Origin of the sequence: Zhongshania aquimaris, assembly GCF_019312595.1 — a bacterium.
Lineage (GTDB): Bacteria > Pseudomonadota > Gammaproteobacteria > Pseudomonadales > Spongiibacteraceae > Spongiibacter > Spongiibacter aquimaris.
Genome location: NZ_JAHWDQ010000003.1, coordinates 42,168 through 59,733 on the forward strand (window position 1 = coordinate 42,168; position 17,566 = coordinate 59,733).

At 47.6% G+C, this 17,566-nt stretch carries 12 protein-coding genes; 5 read left to right on the forward strand and 7 right to left on the reverse strand.

What is annotated here, in order from left to right; translation table 11 throughout:
- The first annotated feature begins 212 nt into the window (after positions 1-212).
- From KXJ70_RS11800 to KXJ70_RS11815, 4 genes are all read left to right on the forward strand, one after another.
- Positions 213-2,651 (forward strand): heavy metal translocating P-type ATPase, encoded by a 2,439-nt coding sequence (locus tag KXJ70_RS11800; protein WP_255558440.1) that lies wholly within the window; start codon positions 213-215, stop codon positions 2,649-2,651.
- A 57-nt stretch (positions 2,652-2,708) separates the two neighbouring features.
- Complete coding sequence (gene cueR, locus KXJ70_RS11805; RefSeq protein WP_219043720.1) at positions 2,709-3,131, forward strand: Cu(I)-responsive transcriptional regulator; 423 nt, start codon at positions 2,709-2,711, stop codon at positions 3,129-3,131.
- A gap of 529 nt (positions 3,132-3,660) precedes the next feature.
- Positions 3,661-5,517 carry a copper resistance system multicopper oxidase gene (locus KXJ70_RS11810; RefSeq protein WP_255558441.1) on the forward strand — a complete coding sequence of 619 codons (1,857 nt, stop codon included), beginning with the start codon at positions 3,661-3,663 and terminating at the stop codon, positions 5,515-5,517.
- Complete coding sequence (locus KXJ70_RS11815; RefSeq protein ID WP_219043721.1) at positions 5,514-6,224, forward strand: copper resistance protein B; 711 nt, start codon at positions 5,514-5,516, stop codon at positions 6,222-6,224. The genes KXJ70_RS11810 and KXJ70_RS11815 overlap by 4 nt, the downstream gene beginning before the upstream one ends.
- Before the next feature lie 41 nt (positions 6,225-6,265).
- Here the strand turns inward: KXJ70_RS11815 and KXJ70_RS11820 are convergent, their stop codons facing one another.
- The 6 genes from KXJ70_RS11820 to KXJ70_RS11845 all read right to left on the reverse strand — a co-directional run bounded on the left by KXJ70_RS11820 (position 6,266) and on the right by KXJ70_RS11845 (position 15,083).
- The gene (locus tag KXJ70_RS11820; RefSeq protein ID WP_219043722.1) at positions 6,266-8,977 is read right to left on the reverse strand and encodes a class I adenylate-forming enzyme family protein; all 2,712 of its coding nucleotides are present in this window, start codon (positions 8,975-8,977) and stop codon (positions 6,266-6,268) included.
- The gene (locus KXJ70_RS11825; RefSeq protein WP_219043723.1) at positions 8,974-9,720 is read right to left on the reverse strand and encodes a class I SAM-dependent methyltransferase; all 747 of its coding nucleotides are present in this window, start codon (positions 9,718-9,720) and stop codon (positions 8,974-8,976) included. Before KXJ70_RS11825 ends, KXJ70_RS11820 begins: the two co-directional genes overlap by 4 nt.
- A complete protein-coding gene (locus KXJ70_RS11830; protein WP_219043724.1) occupies positions 9,710-10,495 on the reverse strand; it encodes an iron-containing redox enzyme family protein in 786 nt (261 codons plus the stop codon). Before KXJ70_RS11830 ends, KXJ70_RS11825 begins: the two co-directional genes overlap by 11 nt.
- A gap of 555 nt (positions 10,496-11,050) precedes the next feature.
- Positions 11,051-12,481: a sensor domain-containing diguanylate cyclase gene (locus KXJ70_RS11835; protein ID WP_219043725.1), complete on the reverse strand. Its 1,431-nt coding sequence runs from the start codon at positions 12,479-12,481 to the stop codon at positions 11,051-11,053.
- A 100-nt stretch (positions 12,482-12,581) separates the two neighbouring features.
- Positions 12,582-13,385: an acyl-CoA thioesterase gene (locus KXJ70_RS11840; RefSeq protein ID WP_219043726.1), complete on the reverse strand. Its 804-nt coding sequence runs from the start codon at positions 13,383-13,385 to the stop codon at positions 12,582-12,584.
- 69 nt (positions 13,386-13,454) lie between these two features.
- Complete coding sequence (locus KXJ70_RS11845) at positions 13,455-15,083, reverse strand: long-chain-fatty-acid--CoA ligase (protein WP_255558442.1); 1,629 nt, start codon at positions 15,081-15,083, stop codon at positions 13,455-13,457.
- A 219-nt stretch (positions 15,084-15,302) separates the two neighbouring features.
- Here KXJ70_RS11845 and KXJ70_RS11850 point away from each other — a divergent pair, with 219 nt between their 5' ends.
- Complete coding sequence (locus KXJ70_RS11850) at positions 15,303-17,108, forward strand: acyl-CoA dehydrogenase (protein ID WP_219043727.1); 1,806 nt, start codon at positions 15,303-15,305, stop codon at positions 17,106-17,108.
- A gap of 40 nt (positions 17,109-17,148) precedes the next feature.
- Here KXJ70_RS11850 and KXJ70_RS11855 read toward each other — a convergent pair whose 3' ends face one another.
- On the reverse strand, positions 17,149-17,520 hold the full coding sequence (locus KXJ70_RS11855; protein WP_369409778.1) for a nuclear transport factor 2 family protein: 372 nt from the start codon (positions 17,518-17,520) through the stop codon (positions 17,149-17,151).
- Between the last annotated feature and the right edge of the window lie 46 nt (positions 17,521-17,566).

A 17,566-nucleotide genomic window follows, 5' to 3' on the forward strand; every position in this document is an offset into this window, starting at 1 on the left:
GATACATCATAGAGGAAACAAGTTTCATTCAGTATTGGCAAGATTAAAAAGTATCGTGCAGCAGACCTTACAAGGGCGTAATGTTTGTCCATCACTCGATCTAGTGCAAGTGTCAAAAACATAATGACACGTTTTATGACGCTTGACCCTCCCATGATGGGAGGCATTACCCTCCATATCATTGAATCAAACTTTGGTTTATGGAGTACAACATGTCAGCACAAAATATGGAATTGCCGGATATAGAGCTTCCCATATTGGGTATGAGCTGCTCTTCATGCGTGGGGCGAGTTGAAAAGTCGCTTAGGGCGACGGATGGTGTTGTTTCAGTGCAGGTGAATCTTGCAACGGAATCTGCGTATGTCTCAGCGAATAAAGACGTTTCGCTGCAGACTCTATGCACGACGGTAAATAATGCAGGTTACTCGGTAGCTACCGAGGAATTTCAAATTCGTATAAGTGGTATGAGCTGCGCGTCTTGCGTCGGGCGAGTAGAAAAATCAATATATAAAATGGCTGGTGTCGTAAATGCGAGTGTTAACTTAGCGACAGAATCCGCATATGTGCAGGTCCTGCAAGGCCGCGTTACGATGTCAGACCTTGTTTCAGCCGTCGCCGAATCCGGCTATACGGCGACAGCCGCTGAAATACCAAGTAACGAACGTAATAACGGGGTTAATAATCAGAGTCAAAACTCAGAAACCGAGCAGAACAAGGAAACTCGCCATTTATTGATTGCAGCCTGCTTATCTGCGCCCCTGGTTCTAGGAATGCTGGCAAGTAGCGTGGGCTTCGATTTTATGCCCCCGCCTTGGTTGCAATTTTTGATTGCCACACCAATCCAGTTTTGGCTTGGTGCCCGCTTCTATCGCGCGGCATGGTTTGCACTAAAGGCACGTACCGGGAATATGGATTTGCTAGTTGCCATCGGTACGAGTGCAAGCTACGGCCTGAGTGTATTCGAATTGTTCAAACAGTATGTCATTCAACCGAGTCACACGATGGGGCACTATTATTTTGAAGCCTCAGCCGTTGTCATCACTTTAATACTTCTTGGTAAATGGTTGGAACGGCGCGCTAAACAGCAAACCACCGAAGCGATAAAAGCATTGCAATCCCTGCGCCCCAACACCGCGCGACTTCGTCAAAATGAGGTAGACACCGACACGCCTATAGAGCAAATACGCGTCGGTGATATTGTCGTTGTAAAACCTGGTGAAAGTGTTCCCGTCGATGGCTCAATAGTGGAAGGCAGTGGCTATCTAGACGAGTCGATGATTACCGGCGAGAGTATGCCAGTGCATAAATCCCAAGGTGATTCTGTGGCTGGCGGCGTCATCAATACGGATGCATTACTCCTCATTAAAACGACATCGATAGGAGCAGAAACAACGCTTTCGCGCATTATTCACTTAGTAGAGAGCGCGCAAGCTGCGAAAGCGCCCATTCAAAGCCTTGTAGATAAAGTGAGTATGGTATTTGTGCCGGTGGTCATAGCCATCGCCATTGCCACCTTAGTGAGCTGGTTTTTGTATAACGGCGATATTCAAAGTGCCATCATCAATTCAGTGGCGGTGTTGGTTATCGCATGTCCCTGCGCACTAGGTCTCGCGACACCGGCAGCGATCATGACCGGTACTGGGGTTGCCGCTAAACATGGCATTCTCATTAAAGACGCACAAGCCTTGGAATATGCCCATAACGTCAACACCGTGGTGTTCGATAAAACTGGCACGCTGACCATCGGCAAGCCCAGCTTACGAGAGTACATTGCTAGCGACGGCGATACTGACAGACTGCTAAGCATCGCTGCCTCAATCCAAAAAGGCAGTGATCACCCATTGGCTCAGGCGATTCTTAACGAGGCTGCCGACAAAGCGCTTTCTATTGCATCCGCAAGGGAATCGAAAGCCCTTGCCGGACGCGGAGTATCGGCCACTGTGAACGGTAAGTTTTTTTTACTCGGCAATACTCGCCTAATGCAAGAATCCAAAGTGTCTTTGACTGACTTAGAGGCGAAAGCCAAGGAACTGGAGAATGAAGGCAGTACTATATCGTGGCTTGCAGAAGGTGGCGACACACCTAGCTTGATCGGTTTGCTTGCGTTCGGCGATGAAATAAAGCCCTCTGCGAAGTTAGCGATTGAACGCCTTAACAATAAGGGTATAAAAACGGTGATGATCACTGGTGATAATGAAGGTAGCGCCCGCGCGGTTGCCGCAAAACTGGGTTTGCAAGACTATATTGCCAACGTTCTCCCCGAGGGCAAAGCCGATGCCATTCGGGATTTGCGTAACGCAAACAATATTGTTGCCATGGTGGGCGACGGTATCAATGATGCCCCTGCTTTAGCCGCCGCTGATGTCGGCATAGCAATGGCAACCGGTACAGACGTAGCGATCCATACTGCGGGAATTACGTTAATGCGCGGTGACCCTGCACTCATTGCAGACGCGATAGATATTTCAAAAAGAAGTTATCAAAAAATTCGCCAAAATTTATTCTGGGCATTTATCTATAATTTGTTAGGAATTCCCTTGGCCGCAAGTGGATTACTCAGCCCAGTCATTGCAGGCGCAGCCATGGCGTTTAGTAGCGTAAGTGTCATTAGCAATGCACTATTGTTAAAACGTTGGAAACCGAAGGCTTGAGATTGGTCAAATACTGTACGGTTGTGATGAAATAGGGTACACAGAGGTAAATTTACTATGAATATTGGCGACGCTGCGAGGGCCAGCGGCATATCTGTAAAAATGATTCGTCATTATGAATCGCTTGGTCTAATTAAAGAGGCCGAGCGCACTACGTCTGGGTATCGGGTTTATTCACAGAGCGACATCCATAGCCTGAGCTTTATAAAAAGCGCTCGATCTTTGGGTTTCTCTCTTGCGAAAATAGAACAGTTGCTATCTCTTTGGGCCGATCGTGATCGAGCCAGCGCCGATGTTAAAGCGCTGGCAACAGAACATATTGAAGAATTAGATGTTAAAATACACGAATTGACTGCAATGCGAGATTTACTGGCTGAATTAGCCTCGACTTGCCACGGCGACAATCGTGCCGATTGCCCTATTCTTTCTGGACTAGAACGCGATGGCCAATGTACTGGGCATAAAGAAAAATTGCCATGAGCAGATACAGTAGTAAAAAAGTCGCGTTTTGGATTTTGCTGATATTTTTCAGCAAGGTCACATTTGCTATTGTCCAGCCTTTGTCGGCAGTCTCAACTTCAGCAATATCGTCAGAGGCACCTTTTTCACACCAGCATATTGGCCAACAAGAGCATAACCCGACGTTGTCGATGAACAGTCATTGCAAACATAATCAAGATAGTGGCGTGTCCTCACATGAGCGCGATCACAATTCAAATTGCGATGTAAAATGCGATTGCTGTATTGGTCACTGCACCGCCCCTGCGCTGTTTATCAGCCCATTAACTTATTCTGATAAGTTTCTACAACAAGCCGGCGATCAGCTGCGCTCCTCACAAACTATATCACTCTCCTCCTACTTGTTCAGGCCGCCAATTCTGGGCTAATACAGCATTATTGCGCCCGTTATTTGGGTATTGCAAAAACTGCATTCGCTTTGGAGCGTTTAGCGAGCATATCTGAGGCTCGTCACCCGCTGCTTTGGTCGACAGCTTTTCTAGGAATTATTATGAAAACAACACACTACAGTCCTTCTCGCCGACGCTTTGTTAAAGGTGCCGCCGGCGCGAGTGCCTTAATTGGAATTGGCGGCGTGCCATTGACGATTGGCGCTGAGAATACGCCGAAAATGAAATCACCTGAGGTCATGCGAGGACGTCACTTCGATCTCAATATTGGCTATCAAGCGGTAAATTTCACCGGCAGCAACCGCATAGCTACCGCAATAAATGGTAGTGTGCCCGGCCCGATTTTGCACTGGAAGGAAGGTGAACATATTACCCTTAGAGTACATAATCACCTTCATCACGATAGCTCCCTCCACTGGCACGGGATGATACTGCCCTCGGGTATGGATGGGGTGCCGGGAATGAGCTTTGCCGGAATAAAGCCCGGAAGTTATTTCGACTATGCCTTCCAAGTCCAGCAGAACGGAACCTATTGGTATCACAGTCACTCCGGATTTCAGGAACAAACGGGCGTCTATGGCGCTATCGTTATAGAACCAGCAAATCCAGATCCGGTAAGCTATGACCGAGATTATGTTGTGCAACTTTCGGACTGGTCAGATCAGCGACCTGAAGACATCTACTCCACCCTTAAGCAGCGCGGCGATTATTACAATTTTAAACACGCTACCGTCAGTGACCTATGGCAAGACATAAAGAATAAAGGCATAGCGCAAAGCTGGGCAGACCGCCGCATGTGGAATGAGATGCGCATGAGTCGTTCCGATATCGCCGATGTCACCGGCTACACCTATACCTATCTTATGAACGGGAATACGCCTGAACAGGGATGGCAGGGGCTATTTAAACGCGGCGAAAAAGTCAGGCTGCGATTTATAAATAGCGCTGCAATGACTATCTTCGATGTGCGTATTCCCGGATTAAAAATGACCGTTGTCGCCGCTGACGGACAAAATATCGAACCAGTTAGCGTTGATGAATTTCGTATAGGTGTCGCGGAAACCTATGACGTTGTCGTGGAGCCGAGTGACGACAGAGCCTATTGCGTGTTTGCGCAAAGTATTGATCGGAGTGGTTACTGTCGTGGCACCTTAACTCCGAATCTAGATTGGCAAGCCGAAGTACCAGCTATGGACTATTCTCCCCTGCTCGCTCATAGAGATATGGGAATGGCTATGTCTGGACACGATATGGGCGCAGGTGCAATGCAAGGTATGGATCATAGCGGCCATGATATGTCTGGCATGACACACAATATGCACATGGGGCAGCATAGCGACATGAACATGCAGCATGCTATGCACAAAATGCCTGTCGAAAAACCAGCCCCGGCGGGTATGGGAAGTCAGCGGAAAATAGCGCATGTAAACACCGAATTTGGGCCGCAGGTTGATATGCGTTCACAGTCGCCAATGGACGGTTTAAGCGACCCAGGCATCGGTCTTCGAGATCACCAAGAACGTTACGGACGTCGAGTACTGCGTTATTCCGATTTGCGCAATTTATATCAAACCGAAGATCGTCGTGATCCCGAGCGGGAAATTCAATTGCATCTAACAGGCAATATGGAACGCTATATGTGGTCCATGAACGGCATACCCTTTGCCGATGCCGAGCCATTGCAATTTAAATACGGGGAGCGGCTGCGTATCGTTTTGGTTAATGACTCTATGATGACGCATCCTATACATATGCACGGGGTGTGGAGTGAGTTAGAAACTGGCGATCCTATGCATATTCCTAAAAAACATACCGTCATAGTTCAACCGGGCTCAAAAATAAGCTACTTGGTGAGCGCCGACGCCGTTGGTCGCTGGGCCTACCACTGCCACCTGCTCTACCATATGCCGGGAATGATGCGAGAAGTACACATTACCGAACAAGGAGACCTATCATGAAATACGGTTTCTTGACTCCCGTTTTAGCCTGTCTACTTACAAGCGTTACTCCCTATGCATGGGCTCATTCAGAAGCTGATCCGATTGTCAGCATGCTGTCTTTCAAACAGTTCGAGCAAAGCAAAATAGGAGATGACACCGCAGCAATTTGGAATGTAGATGCTTGGGTAGGCAGAGATTTCGACAAGCTTTGGATTAAAACCAGTGGTGAATATAGCGATGGGAAACGACAGGACAGTAGCGTTGAGGTCTTGTACAGCCACGCAGTATCGACGTACTGGGACATACAAACGGGTTGGCGGGGGGATTTTAATGACGCTGAAAATCGTCAGTGGTTCGCTTTCGGGCTGCAGGGCCTAACGCCCTATTTCTTCGAAACTGAACTAACCTTCTATGTTGGTGAACGGGGGCAAACTGCACTAAAACTCGACACTGAATATGAGCTTTTATTTACCCAAAAGCTGATACTTTCGCCAGAGTTTGAAGTAAATATCCACGGTCGAAACGATCGTCAAAATGGCGCCGGACAAGGTTTGTCCGATATAGAGACGGGACTCAGGCTACGTTACGAATTCACTAGGAAATTTGCGCCGTATGTTGGTGTAAACTACCACAAGGAATACGGCCAGACGGCGGAGTACAGTCGAGATTCTGGAACAGATACCGAGACAATGAGTTGGCTTATTGGCCTACGTTTCTGGTTTTAATGTTAACGTCGTCCCTGAGAATTGTCTTAGGAACGACGTCTTTATTCATGTTTGCGAACAGTGTTTTCAGGGATGCTCAGAATGATATTCGCGCTATTGTTGGCGTAAAGTTCATTATCTGTGTTCGCAAATATGCTGCGTGTCAAAAACACGTTTAGCCCACCGTTATTTAGTAAATCTGCGAGTATACGGTGCCCCAGCTTTCCCGAACTCAATGTTATCTCGACTGTATTGCCACCAAATAATCTAGAAATAACACGCGCATACTGCCGGTCTTTTTCGACCAGTCTAGAATAACTTAGTAGCACTTGCGGACGATGACCATTTAATTGGGCGCGCCAAATTGTATAAATTCGCTCTAAGATTTTGATGACACGTTTATTTTTGTGGAAGCGACCGCCGATACATAAGACCAGCTCTGCTCGTAATTGATAAGCCGCCAATAAGGCAGGATAACTTCCTGCGCTACAGCCCATCGTTCGGTATGTGCCGTACTGGCTTAACTGCTTATGATTCACCAGCCAGTTAATAACATCGCTGACCTTGTCTCCTAGAAATGGAATACCCTGCCGGTAAGATTGATTTCTGGGCTCCGTGAGAATTAATACATCGTAGTCCGCGGAATTAGTATGCTGAAGTAAAACGGGGTTTGAAATCATCATGCTGCGATCACCTCTTCCCGGAAAACATATCAAAAGGCCTTTTTCGCTTGGCACTCCGACGCCAATAAATAACGTGGCGGTGGGCGCGATTCGTTTTAATACAAAGGCTTCCGGCTTTAGCTTGAGGGACTCAGACAATTGTTTCTGCAGCGTGTCTAACCAGCTATCGATGGCTACCTGATACTTCTGATTCTGGTTTGCCGAGACGAGTTGGCATTGACGATTTCGGCTATGTAAAAGGTCAATATCAAGCGGTGTCAGGCGGTATTCAAGCGTCGTTAGCGCTCGATTTAAATGGGCGACAGTCGGACAGACCCTAACGATGCGGCGAAAAAAACGTACTACATAAGGTAATTCCTCTGTGATGACATCGTTGTCAGTGAAATGGGCTACCTTAGCGCCGATACCAGGCGGCTGTGATTGCAGTGTTAATACCCGCGCGACAAGATTGCCAAGGTAGCGAAAACTAGCATACTCGTTGGGATGAATGACAACGTCATAGGCCAGCTCCAAGACCACTAATAATTCCATGCGGCCGATTGAATCTAAGTCAATTTTTCGAAGCGGAATATCTGTGTTACCAAGCTCGAATTCAGCGATTTGCGAAGCTCTTAGTGTTTTTTTTGCCTTGGAACTTAAGGCTTGAATAATAGTTTTACGTATTGAGCCAGCTTTCGCGGAAAGTGTCACTGCATCTTGACGAACGATTTTTCCCGACGCATTTCTAGGGATCTCGTCGACAATAATAAGTTGCCGCGGTGCTCTTAAGCCAAGTCGTTGCTTTAAAAATTTTTCTAAGTCTTTCAGTCTAGGTCTCACCTCTTTTGAAAATACCACAAGGGCAACCGGAATATTGCCGTGTACAGTGGACGGTTTGGATAAGACTGCGGTGTCTACGATATTTGGAAATTGGCTAATTTCAGACTCAATATCTTGCGGGTAAATATTTATACTATTGAAGACGAACATATCGTCGCTGCGGCCGCATAAATGAATGCGCGCTGCTTTATCAAGATACGCGATATCACCCGTGTGGAACCAGCCATCAATCAGTCGGCTCGCGGTCAATTCAGGCTTGCCCAAGTAGCCGCGAAACATGCCGTCACAGCGTACAAACAACTCCCCCGCCTCGCGGTTAGTTAGTAGCTTTCCGCTTGCGCTGCGCACTTGTATTTCTATTCCCGGCAACGCTCGTCCAACACTATTATCTGAGCCGGCATCATCTGGGTCAGTAAAGGCGATAGCACCGGTTTCTGTTGTTCCGTAGCCCGCCCGTAAATTGGGCGTAATATTATTTCGCAATGCTGTACGAAGCGTCGTTGAGACGTGAGAACCACCGAGTTTTAATTGAATATTTGACAAGTCCTGAATGCGGGGTATTGCTAGTAACTCTTGGGCTTGAAACGCCGACACATGCATAACGTTGACGTTGAGAGATTGGCACTGACTGAGCAGCGAGTTATCTCTAGTATCGATAAAAACGTTGGTGGCGCCCATCGCCACGCAATAGAGGCGATGGCGCTTAGCAAAATTGTGTTCCATTGAGGCCAAACAGACAAATCGCTCGTGGGCGGAAACGATGTGCCGATGGGCCTGTGCAACAATATCACTGTCATGATGCACGACCAGCTTTGGCGTACCAGTGGTCCCCGACGTTGAAAACAATAGCTTGGCTGTTGTAGCTGCGTTTAGACCGTCGGTATTTACTTGCGAAACGATAGCGCTTTTATTACCGACAGCGTAGCTTTCATCAATAACATGACTAACACCGCAATTCTTATTGATTGCCTGCTGAGTATCTTCAGATTCGTATAAGGGTATAGTGCAAGATGTTGCCCCTACATAGGCAGCGGCAAGGCAGAAAGTGAGATGTTGTGTGTCGTCGGCGCATTTAATTCCGAGCAGTGAACTAGATGAAATTCCTGCCTCATAGAATTTGTAAGCCTGAAGCTGCACAAGTGAAGCGAGTTTGGCGTATGACAGCGTAACGTCCAGACTAACAATGGCGTCCTGGTCGGGATGCATTTTTGCGTGGTAGAAGAGTCGGCCAATTAATGAGTGATATTCCTTAGTTTGAGCGGCTAACGTCACTTTGTGACCTTAAACAACACGTGCAAGGGTTCATTTTTCAGCGGCGAAAAAAATGCCTCATCAATGGCGATAAGTTCTGGTGTCACGGTTAATTCTTTTATTTCGGGCATGGTGTTAAAGCCCGCATCCCGCAAACAATCGAAATAATCACTAAAGGTTTTGTGCACACATTGTACGTGTAAGGGCTCCCCGCTTCGCTTCCAAATCTCCCCTTCAAACTTTTGATCCACGTCGGCAAAATAATTCTTGCCCGTGGAATTAAAGTAAAACGGCGCTGATTGCTTGTTGCGCGCAAAGGGAAAAAACGGATGGGGTACGCTAAAAATGAATTGTCCTCCCTCTTCCAAGGACTGGTACACCATTGAAAATACAAGCTGCATTTCATCTACCCGAAGGTAGTTAAACAGAAATACCGCTACACTTAGATCGAACTTTCGTTCAGGGACGAACTCCAGCACATTAAGCGCGCGGTACTCTATACCCAGTTGATCTTTCGCTTCTTGAACCTGCGCGGCTTCAATCATCTGTGTCGATAAATCCACGCCTAGATAATCACCCGCCCCTCGCAGTTTCAACTCCCTTGCGCAGTACCCTTCACCACATCCGATATCTAACACTGAACGGTTATTAAGTTCTCCACATGCGTCGAACACAAATGGACGTGCAGTGAAGTCGGATAGCGAGCTGGGGCTTAAGCGCAGCCATTTTTTGGCGTTGTCATTATAAACTTGTTTAGTATCCAAGGTCGGACGCCTCTTGAATAGCCGATTGATTTGTTGTGCCAACATACTGCGCACGCTGTAATAGGGCGTCCCAGAATGTGGTTCGCAATGATAGCGCGGATTTCACCCCGAACTCTATTTTCGCGCAGGCTTCTTCATCTGTTGCAAGATCGGTGGTTATCAACAACATCTGTGCCGCGTGATCGTCATCGCAGGTGCTATGCAAATCAAAAAAGACCCTTTCTTGCATGGTTAGCGTGCTGCAATTTATAAGGCCTGAAAGTATTTTTTGATAAATTTTAGATACTATCAACTCAGTGCCAATGCCGATCGCGCCAACGCCCACATGCTCATTAGTACTGCAAAGCCTTAAAAACTGCTGGCTCCACAAATTACCGGCGTGCTCGTCGGTTTGCCTTTCACGATATTCGGAATTCACCCCTAAAGCGCATTGAAAACGTGTAAATAACTGCGCATGGGATTGCCCTTCTGCACTAGCTATAATCTCGGGTGGCAGCTCGTCCTCAGCAATATGCCCCTTCTCTTCCGCTAAATTAGAAAGCAGTATTTGCCTGTGCGATCTATCCGATAAGCATGAGATCAAGGCTTTTAAATAGAGAGTAAATTGCGAGCTATATAAACCGTACTGGAAAGCGAAATCCTTTAGCGCAATATCAACATTCGGGAAATCGCCTGTCTCTAGTGCCTGTAAATACGGGTGTGACACAGCCGTGGACGCTAATGCTTGATCACCTAATCGTCTGACGAAAGCTGCCGCTTTGTTGTTTTTATTCATGGTGGCTGTTTCGAGTTTTATGACAAATTCCCCCAATTGTGTGACAAAAACCTAACAAAAAGCAAATGCATAAAGCTCTTTGTGTCTACTGATCAAAAATTGCTCAACCTAGTACTTCTACAACTTGAAAAAGAGGTGTGACACTGTAAGTTGAGTTGAGCGGTTGCGACAAATTTGTGTATAACAAATTTGGGCAGCTATGCTGACCGCAAGGCCGAGGGGCGGATGCACCGAGTCATACTCAATAAACCGTGTTCAGGCGTCACACAAATGTTGGGTTTGATAAACCGCTTAGGGGCGCCCTGACGGGCGACCAGCGAGAGGGCATGTCGTTCCTCAATCCAACCTACGAGCTACGCCTCAAAATGGTGCGCGCTAAGTCGCCATTACAGCGTAGTTAGATAACAGGAGTTTCGGCGATGTCATTGAACTACTGAAAATAGCTTTGGAATGTCATATTCCGATTTTCGGTTCACTGAAATGACAGAGAATATCGATTAGGATCCGATAATCATGCTTAGCTCATGTGCCAGAGAATGTGGATGTTAAATTTAGCTATGCGTATAACGCCCGATTAGCTTCATCTATCCATTCATCGACATTTTTGAATTCGCTTTTATTGCCATGTGTAGCGATCCCCGTTGCCGGCTCTGCAAATAATGGCCCTTTGCGACTTCCTACCGCCAGTGTCCTGCTCGCATCCGCAAGTCGTAAAGCGATTTGCGTGGCTTCATCTTCTAGGGTGTCGTGAAGTAGAAATAGAAAGCTATTGTCGTTGTAGCGAAAAACCATATCACCAGCGCGCAGCTTAGTTTTGATCGCCTTCAATTGAGCGCATAGAAAGGCATCCGTTTCGTCACCTAAAATTTTTCGCAGGGTTTTTATGTTTTTAATTTCGAGCAATAAAATACTTAGCACCCGCCCTGCTCGACAAGCCAAATTGAAGTCGTCAGGTAGATAGCTATTCATAAACTCTCGAGAAAAGGCCCCGCTTACTGAATCCATGCGGTTCTCTTTATCTAAAGAAATTGCGTTGCGGTTTTGCGCCCGCGATTTTTTAAGATTCTGCAAATTCAATTCTGCTAAGGTTTCATTCGCCTGCTCTAGTAATTCCGATTGACTGGCGCTCTCCGTGAGTTTGATATCGAATAAGGATTCCATTTCGGGGATTTGTTCATGCAGAAACGCGATTAGGTCATCCACTTGTGTTGGCGCCATACTGAGTACGCGCTGAGCCTGTAAATAAAGCTGTTTACGAGCGTCCACCGGTTCGCCAAGAATAATATAGTCGGCGGCAATACCCGATAAACAAACGCAACGCACAAATTGGCCATCGACGTCGCTTTGAGCAAAGGTGGCCGGCCTGTGACTTGTAGCTACAGCAAGAGTTGTTCTGTCAGCCAAACCCCAGTGCTTGCACAGCCATGCGCCCGCCTCTGCATGGTCACCTCCAATACGCTCAATCTCGTATTCTCGGACGCGCTGATGAAAGACCTGATCACTGCGCAAATCGGTATAAAAATCCGGGTATAAGCGATCTATTGCGATCATGCCAATGTCTTGGAGGAGCCCAGCCAGGAAGAGCTCCTCCAGGGCGCGCTCTTTCAGAGATCTGCCCAATTCTCGCGCTGCCGCCGCCGCTAATAATGAGCGCCGCCACAACAACGGATAGTGCAAGCCGGTGTGAGATTGTTCTTTTAACGAAGAGGTTAAAGAGAAACTTAGGGCCAAATTGACGGTTGTATCTAAACCCAGCAGAACAATCGCACGGCGCAGCGTCTCTATTTTTTGCTCATTGGCGTACATGGGGGAATTTGCGAACTGCAGTGTTTTTGCCGCCAAGGCTGGGTCGCTGGCAATCAGTACAGACAAGCTTTGAATGTCGACATCACCGGATCGCGCTAATTCGACTATTTTTGTCATAACGCGGGGAATCGATGGCAAGCGAGCAGTATTGTCGGCAAAGGGGCTTAGGTCGATAGCCATTAAGTTTCCTTAGTTTTATTTAAAACTATCTAAACCCGTCGCCCCCTTGCTAGCAATACGGATTAGCCGCGATCGAACTTCGACATATGCGGATGACTCGCTATTTTTCAAACACGGTGGCAACTTGTCGGCTAAACATGACTGCCTGGCCATTTGAGTCCCAGATTGTTGCGTAGTTATTGAAATAGCCATTTCCAGCAGCTTGACTGCGGTAATCATAAAACCACCAGTCTGACATTTGGGTATTTACTGATTGGCTTGGAAACTCCAAATACCAACTCAGCGAGCTACCAACACCAGGGTGCTTAATCATGTTTAGACCCGGCATGGGCGGCACATCGGCGATGGCGATTAAGGCGGGTACATCGAGCTCTCCCTTCTCTTTGAAGCGCAGCCACATCGAAAAATCTGCCGAGTCCGCTTGACTGAATGGCAGGCTGCCGGAGCATAAGCGCATATCAAAATGCTGTGTGAAGGTGGGTGTTATTCCTTCGATAAAGGGAAATGCATCAAAGGTCTCTGGCTGGGCGACCTGCGGCATAATGGGGCTGGCTAAGCTTGTCGATGAAGGACGGTCCTTTCCAAACGCAGCGCTCACCGTGGCACCAACCTCACCGTTGCAAATGATTTCACCCTGAATATGGGTGACCGAGCCGCCTGCGCGCAATTCACGCAGGACTATGCGGTGCTCTCCGGCTGCCACGGGACCCACAAACATAACCGCTAAAGAGCGCAAGCGCCTATCGTAAGGGAGCTGATTTAGCATCGCTTTTACGATCACGGCTGCACTCAAACCACCAAATGCCGTTCTGCCCTGTAACCACGTTTCTTCTATATCCACAGTGTATTCATTGTTGTTTTCTGTAGCGCGGACGCTGCTCAGCAGCGTCTTAAAATCCTTCATTCTCTATCCTCTGCAGCGCGAGTCTGTGACTCGCGTGTTTCCTGAAAATCAGAAATCTCGGACCTGTATTTATTGCTCAGGCCAGCGGAAATCTGCATATTCCGCTCTAATATCTTTTTTACTGAGTTTACCTGTAGCGGTATGGGGAAGCGAAGTGACAAATAGGCACTCTTCAGGAATCCACCATTTCGCGACCTTGCCGTCAAACCACGACAGCATTTCTTCTCGGCTGAGGCTTTCACCCTCGTGCAAGATAACCAATAACAGCGGGCGCTCGCTCCAAGTTGGGTGCGGCATACCAACAACGGCAGCTTCGGCCACTTTCGGGTGATTTACCGCGCAATTCTCCAGTTCAATTGAGCTGATCCATTCGCCACCAGATTTAATGACATCTTTTACGCGATCGGTAATTTGCATATAGCCGTATTCGTCAATACTGGCGACATCTCCCGTTTCAAACCAGCCATCGTTATCTAGTGTTTGACCGTCATAGCGATAATATTCGTTTATTATCCACGGCCCGCGTACCTTAACCGCACCGGCACTTTTGCCGTCCCAGGGTAATGATTTGCCATCGGCATCGACAATTTTCATTTCAACGCCAAAAACGGGTCGACCCTGTTTTAAGCGCATTTTGTCGTATTGATCTGCAGGCAAAGCATTAACTGTTGAACTCGCATTACCATTGAAGGTTCCCAGCGGATTCATTTCGGTCATTCCCCAGCCCTGCTGGACGTCAACGCCGTATTTTTGACGGAATTCGTCGAAAATCATAAACGGACATGCGGCGCCGCCGACGGTGAAGCGATTGAGACTTTCAACCGAATTACCCGATTTTTTAAGGTAGTTTAATAATGCGAGCCACACAGTTGGCACACCCGCGGAGACCGTGACTTTTTCTTCGTTTATTAATTTACAAAGGGTTTCACCACAACCCATTTTAGGCCCAGGCATCACTAATTTCGCACCTACCATGGGCGCTGAATACACTAAGCCCCAGCCGTTCACATGGAACATTGGTACGATGGGCAGTGCCACATCTTTGATGGACAAGCCAAACACATCCGGGGCAATACTTGCGTAGCAATGCAGCAAGGTAGATCGATGAGTATACAAAACCCCTTTAGGGTTGCCGGTTGTGCCCGAGGTATAGCAAAGCGCTGAAGGTGTATTCTCGTCTAACTCCGGCCAGTCAAATTCAGCGGGCTGAGCTGCAACTAAGGTTTCGTAACAATGGGCATTATTGAGTTTAGATTCAGGCATATGAGCTTCATCTGTCATCACCACAAAGCCTTTAACGTCAGGCATCAGATGCTGCAGTGATTCAAGCAATGGCACCATCGTGAGGTCTAGAAATATCCACTTATCTCTGCCGTGATTGACAATATATTCAATTTGCTCGGGGAATAAACGCGGGTTTATGGTGTGACAAATCATGCCACTACATGAAACTGCGTAGTAAATCTCTAAATGACGATAATCATTCCAGGCGAAGGTCGCGATCGTATCACCAGGCTCTAAGCCGAGCTCAGCGAGGACATTAGCAAGCTGCCTAACTCTGCCAAAGGCCTCACGGTAGGTGTATCGATGACAAGGGTTGTCGGCAGTGACAGACACCACCTCCACAGCACCGTTGATTTGCTCCGCGTGCTTCATTAGGGAGGTGATTGTCAACTGGGTGTTCATCATCGGTGTCATTATTATGTGTCCTTTTTTATAAAGTAGAATTGCCGTGCAAGCCTTGCGAAGCAATGCATGTAAGCAGAGAATACATATGACCTCAATCTTATGTGAATGCAGCTAATATTAGCAACAAAAGCTATATAAAATATTAAGGCCAAATGGCATAGCTAGCTGGCCTACGAATAAAAGCGCAGTAAGCGATTTCAAAACCCGATAATAATTTAGGCAAATGCTATGAGTACTACCCTGTTGAACAGTCGCGATCTTGAATTTTTGCTCTATGAGCTGCTTGATACTGAAGCCCTGCTAAATAGACCGCGATATCAAGATCATTCTCGAGAAGTGTTTAACGCGACGCTCGACACCGCAAAAACAATTTCTGAGCGTTACTTTGCCAATCACAACGCGAAGGGTGATGCCAATGAACCGCATTTTGACGGTAAAGACATCCACATCATTCCCGAGACCAAAATCGCATGGGACGCATTAGCAGAAGCTGGCTTTTTGTCCGCCCACTACGACGCTGACGAAGACGGCTTGCAACTACCAGAGATAGTCCTAAGGGCCTCAATGGCGTATTTCAACGCCGGCAATATCGCCAGTTCTGGCTACCCGTTTTTAAGCATTGGTGCGGCAAACCTGATCCACTCCTTTGGCAGTGCTGAACAAAAAGCCCTTTTTTTACCCCCTATGCGCGAAGGTCGCTTTGCCGGCACGATGGCGTTAACTGAACCGAACCAGGGCTCAGCACTGGCAGATATTACCACCACGGCAAAGCCCTGCGCCGATGGTAGTTATCTAATCAGCGGGCAAAAAATGTATATTTCCGGTGGTGATCAGAACATCACTGAAAATATCGTGCATATGGTTCTCGCGCGCATAGACGGCGCGCCAATGGGAACCAAGGGCATCTCTTTATTTATCTGCCCTAAATTCCTTGTCAACCCCGACGGTTCTCTGGGCGAGCGCAACGACGTTGCCCTCGCCGGTTTGCTGCATAAAATGGGCTACCGCAACACCACCTCGACGGTACTGAATTTTGGTGAGAACGGGGGAGCCAAAGCCTTTCTGGTTGGCGAGCCTCATAAAGGCCTGCAGTATATGTTTCAGATGATGAATGAGGCACGTATCGGTGTGGGCTTAGGCGCCGCTGTGCTGGGCTATCAGGGCTATATTTATTCCTTAAATTACGCAAAAGAACGGCCACAGGGCCGCCTGCCTTCGAATAAAGACCCTAAATCAGCCCAAATCAATATTATTGAACACGCTGATGTTAGACGAATGCTGCTGGCGCAAAAATCCTATGCTGAAGGCGCGCTGGCCCTCTGCCTGTACGCGACTTCGTTATACGAAGACTCGCGTACCGCGGATACTGAGAATCAACGGCAGCAGGCTTTTTTGCTGCTGGATTTGATTACTCCAATTGTAAAATCATGGCCATCTAAATACGGTTTAAAAGCCAATGAATTAGCAATTCAAGTCCTGGGCGGCGCCGGTTATATCCGCGAGTATCCAGTCGAACAGTATTACCGCGACAACCGGTTAAATCCTATACATGAGGGTACTGAGGCAATCCACGGCATTGATATATTGTGCCGCAAGGTACTATTGAATAACAGTGCAGGCCTCATATTATTCAACGAGGCCGTGTCGGCAACCTTATCAGACGCCAGTACCTACCAAGACCTTAAAGACTTGATTCAGCCCGTGGCTGACGGCGTGCAGACTTTAAACACGGTCACCACAACATTGCTTGGCAATATGGCGGAACACACCGATCTCAGTCTGGCCAACGCGACAATCTATCTTGACCTATTTGGGCGAGTTCTGATGTCGTGGATATGGCTAAAGCAGGCGGTGTGTGCAGCGCGGGGGCTTGAGAATACCAGCGTCCATGAGGCGGATAAAAACTTCTATATGGGGAAACTCCAAGCCACACGTTTTTATATTCAATGGGAGCTTCCAGAGATTGGCCCCCAAGCGGACTTGCTATGCCGGTTTGACGATGTGCCCTTTAAAATGCAGGCGGATTGGTTTTAATCGCTAAAAACCCGTGCTATTCCACATGGCGGGCAGGCGCCTACGCGGTTGTCATATTCGCCTCGCCCCAAAATGCCTTCATAGCGACAATCTTGTTGTCGTCGTTGAAGGTAAATTGGTCGATTACATCGATGCGCATTTCACCGTTACCGGGATTCAGTTCAACCACAAACGGAAACACCGCGTGATTAGCGACAAGTCGCACTGGCCCGTCCAAGCGAGCAGATATTCCGGAACTAAATGCGACTTCATAGAATCGTACAATAGCGGCCTTGCCGACAAGCGGGTCTGAACCAACTGGATCTTCAAGGACAGCATCGTCGTCGTATAAATCAGTGATAACCGCCATATCGTGGCTAGATAAGGCGCTGATATATTGTTCAACAGCGGCTAGTTTTGGATTTTTGCTCACGTAATGTGCTCCATATACAAACTTATTGGCGTATATAGCAGTGTAA